Source organism: Rhizorhabdus sp. (genome assembly GCF_018006725.1).
In the GTDB taxonomy this organism is placed as follows: domain Bacteria; phylum Pseudomonadota; class Alphaproteobacteria; order Sphingomonadales; family Sphingomonadaceae; genus Rhizorhabdus.
The window spans coordinates 1-2921 of record NZ_JAGMXV010000423.1 but is presented as its reverse complement, the minus strand read 5'-3'; the positions used below and the strand labels follow the sequence as shown (position 1 = coordinate 2921).

Below are 2921 nucleotides of genomic sequence, written 5' to 3'. Positions count from 1 at the left end.
GAGGTATTGCCCATGCAGTCGTTTGTGCGATTTGTCGCTCTCATGGCAGTCGTGATGACTACGGCCTCGGCCTGTGTGCACGTGCAGGCGACGAAGGACGCCGTGACTGCGACGTCTGCGAGCGACAGCTACTATCAGTTTCAAAAGGTTGTTTATCAGAACTCGGGTGGGCTGCCGGATGATCGCGCGTACTTTTTGCGGGTGCTTCGCAATATCGGAGCACACGTCACCGCCACCGAGGGCAATGTGGAGATCAGGCTTGTGAGCTTCTCCGGCGGCGTAAAGGTATTCCAGCAAGCCAAGACGGACCCCGAACTCGCCAAGGCAATTGACGCTGTGCGCGAGAAGAAGGTTCGCCTGCTGCTATGCCGCAATACGATGCGCGCTATGAACCTCACCGTCGACGATGTCTACGGAGTGACAGAAGCCGACATCGTTCCGAGCGGCGTTGCGGAACTGGCGCGGCTGCAAGGCATGGGGTTTGTCTACATCCATCCCTGACTTGACGGTCACGCAATCGCGACGCTCCAGGCGCATCTATGATGTTTCAGAAGTCCTTTGTATTGGCCGCCTGCCTGATGCTGGCTGCTCCGGCCAGCTTGGCTCAGGATCCGCTAAGTCGAACTCTTGACGGGCATCCCGACCTGCAGGGGCGGTGGACCATGCGCACATTGACGCCTTTTGCTCGTCCGGCAGGGATTTCAGCTTCGTCGGTAGCTGCGGAAGGCGAGGCGGCTCTGCTCAATCTCATTATGCAGCAGCGTCTTGCGGCTGAGCGATTTGATCCTGGCACGTCTCAGCCTGACGGAGACGCGCTCGCCATCGTGAATGGCGAGCGGCGTACATCGGCCATTGTAAGCCCCAGGAACGGGCAACTCGCATTGACGCCAGCAGGCGAGGCGAGGCTGCAGCAACGCCCGGACGGATATGATGGTCCTGAGGCGCGCCCCGTCAACGAGCGCTGCATCGCGGATGCCGGAAGGGCGCCCTATCGTGTCATGTCGGGGGAGATGTTCTTTGAAATCATCCAGACCAGGGATCACTTTGTCATCCACAAGGAGGGGATGGATTCTCCCAGGATTTTCGCCAACACCCGTTCCAGTAGCGCGTCAGGATCATGGAGCGGGGTGTCCGCGTCGCGTTGGGAAGGCGATACATTTGTGATCGAGACAGCGGGCTTTCGTGCGGATGACACGAACCGCCGGATTTCGGGGCCAGGGGCAGCGGGCTTTCCAATCGCTTCGCAAACACGGATCACGGAATGGCTGATTCCAGTCTCAAGCGAAGTGATCCTCTATCGCTATCGCGTGGATGATCCCGCGTTGTTTCGCGAACCTCTGGTGGTTGAACTTCCTTTGACCCGCACGTCTGAGCGTCTTTTTGAAAGCGCCTGCCACGAGGGAAATCTCAGTCTCGCCAGCACCCTGCTCGGCGCCCGTATGCAGGAATTAAAAACGCCTGCGGCTGTCGAGGCGCCGCGATAGCGCTGATCCGGCCACAGTAGACCATCTGCTCAACTGAATTCCGAAGGGCCTCCATCGGGGACGATGCTTGTGCATGCGTCAATTTGAACGCTTCTAAATCGCAAGTTGCGCATATAAGAAGGTATGCATATAACTGGTGTTCAGCCAGTTCAGGAGCAAGTCCGATGATTGCCACGACTGACGTTACATTCGCCTCGCGCGGAATGCCGCGCCTCAACGAGGCGGCGCCCGATTTCGAGACCGTGACCACGCACGGCGTACGAAAGCTGTCCGACTACAAAGGCAAGTGGCTGATCCTGTTCTCACACCCGGCCGACTTTACGCCCGTCTGTACGACCGAGTTCATGGCATTCGCCCGCGCGCACGACAAATTCACGGCGCTCAACACGGAACTGCTCGGACTGTCGATCGACAGCAAGTACGCTCACATCGCCTGGGTCCGGTCGATCAAGGAAAAGTTTGGCGTCGATATCCGCTTCCCGATCATCGAGGATCTGTCGATGCGCGTCGCGCACGCCTACGGTATGGTCATGCCGGGGGCGAGTGACACCTCAGCCGTGCGCGCGACCTTTGTCATAGATCCGAATGGCATCCTCAGGGCGATGGTCTACTATCCGATGTCGAACGGACGGTCGATCAACGAGTTCCTGCGTCTTGTCGCTGCCCTTCAGACCGCTGATGCAAACAAGGTGGCCACGCCGGAGAACTGGCAGCCCGGCGAGCCTGTCATCGTTCCTCCGCCGCAGACTTCCGATGCGGCAGAGGCCCGCAAGGGCGAGGGCTACGACTATACGGACTGGTATTTCTCCAAAAAGGTTCTCTAGCGTGCGGATTGATCCGGGGGCGACGCCTCCCGGGACTCTCCTGAGCAACCGACGAACAGGAATGACGTTCGATGAATCCAGAGATCAAGACCTTCTTCGATCATGAGACCTTCACAGCGAGCCACGTCGTCATCGACCCGATGAGCCTGTCCTGCGCGATCATCGATTCCGTGCTCGATTTCGATCCTGCGGCCGGGCGTACGTCCACCAGGAATGCCGACGATATAGTTGCTTTCGTTGAGGGGAGGGGCCTCACGGTTCAGTGGATTCTCGAGACCCACGCACATGCAGATCACCTCTCGGCGGCGCCATATCTCAAGGAGCGGCTGGGCGGACGGATCGGCATCGGGGAACATATTCGCGAGGTCCAGGTCGTCTTCGGACAGATCTTCAACGAGAGCGCTACGTTTGCGCGCGACGGGTCCCAGTTCGACCACCAGTTTGTCGACGGCGAAGTGTTCGGCATCGGGAGGCTTGAGGTCCGGGTAATGCATACGCCGGGGCATACGCCCGCTTGCGTGACATTCGTGGTCGGCGATGCCGCCTTTGTCGGTGATACGCTTTTTATGCCTGACTACGGAACGGCGCGCGCCGACCACGAATGTCACGCAAG

At 59.1% G+C, this 2921-nt stretch carries 4 protein-coding genes; all 4 read left to right on the top strand.

Features of this window, described 5'->3' with window-relative positions; all coding sequences use genetic code 11:
• A partial coding sequence (locus tag KAY22_RS27235; RefSeq protein ID WP_366514183.1) for a DsrE family protein occupies positions 1 to 501 on the top strand: 501 nt, incomplete at its 5' end.
• A 38-nt stretch (positions 502 to 539) separates the two neighbouring features.
• Entirely contained in the window at positions 540 to 1484 is a 945-nt protein-coding gene (locus KAY22_RS27230; RefSeq protein ID WP_296626167.1) for a hypothetical protein, read from the top strand.
• A 164-nt stretch (positions 1485 to 1648) separates the two neighbouring features.
• A complete protein-coding gene (locus KAY22_RS27225) occupies positions 1649 to 2308 on the top strand; it encodes a peroxiredoxin (RefSeq protein ID WP_296626166.1) in 660 nt (219 codons plus the stop codon).
• 71 nt (positions 2309 to 2379) lie between these two features.
• Positions 2380 to 2921 (top strand): MBL fold metallo-hydrolase (locus KAY22_RS27220; RefSeq protein WP_296626164.1); only part of this gene is annotated, 542 nt, incomplete at its 3' end.